Source organism: Actinomadura sp. 9N215, from assembly GCF_044326345.1.
In the GTDB taxonomy this organism is placed as follows: Bacteria; Actinomycetota; Actinomycetes; order Streptosporangiales; family Streptosporangiaceae; genus Spirillospora.
On the sequence record NZ_JBIRBA010000074.1, the window covers coordinates 1 to 705 of the forward strand.

Below are 705 nucleotides of genomic sequence, written 5' to 3' on the forward strand. Positions count from 1 at the left end.
TGGATGTTGGGGTGGGTGGTGAGTGTTGTTTCTATTTCTGTTGTTTCGATGCGGTAGCCGCGGATTTTGGTTTGGGTGTCGGTGCGGCCGAGGTGTTGGAGGTGTCCGTTGGGGTGTTGGCGGGCGAGGTCGCCGGTGCGGTAGAGGCGGGTGCCGTTGGTGGTGTGGGGGTTGGCGATGAAGCGTTCGGCGGTGAGGGCTGGGCGGTGGTGGTAGCCGCGGGCTAGTTGTGGGCCGGCGATGTAGAGCTCTCCGGGGATGCCGGTGGGGACTGGGTTGAGGTGGCGGTCGAGGATGAGGGCGGTGTTGTTGGCTAGGGGTGTGCCGATGGGGGGTGGGTTTGTGGTGTGGGTGGGGTGGAGTTGGCCCATGATGACGCCGATGGTGGTTTCGGTGGGGCCGTATCCGTTGATGAGGGTGAGGTGTGGGTGTTGCCAGGTGGTGGCGGTGGTGGTGGGTAGGTGTTCGCCGGTGGCGAGGAGGGTGTGGAGTGTGGGGGTTTGGTGGGGGGTGAGTTCGGCGAGGATGGTGGGGGGGAGTGTGGCGAGGGTGATGGTGTGGTGGGTGATGTGGTGGGCGAGTTGTTGGGGGGAGTGGCGTTGGGTGTGGGTGGTGGTGATGAGGGTGGCGCCGGCGGTGAGGGCGAGGGTGGTTTCCCAGATGGAGGCGTCGAAGCTTGCGGAGTAGAACTGCAGGATGCGGTCG

Annotated in this window: 1 protein-coding gene; it reads right to left on the reverse strand. The window is 65.1% G+C overall.

What is annotated here, in order from left to right:
* Positions 1 to 705: AMP-binding protein (locus ACH34T_RS44590; protein ID WP_396027093.1), on the reverse strand; the 705-nt coding region annotated here is incomplete at both ends.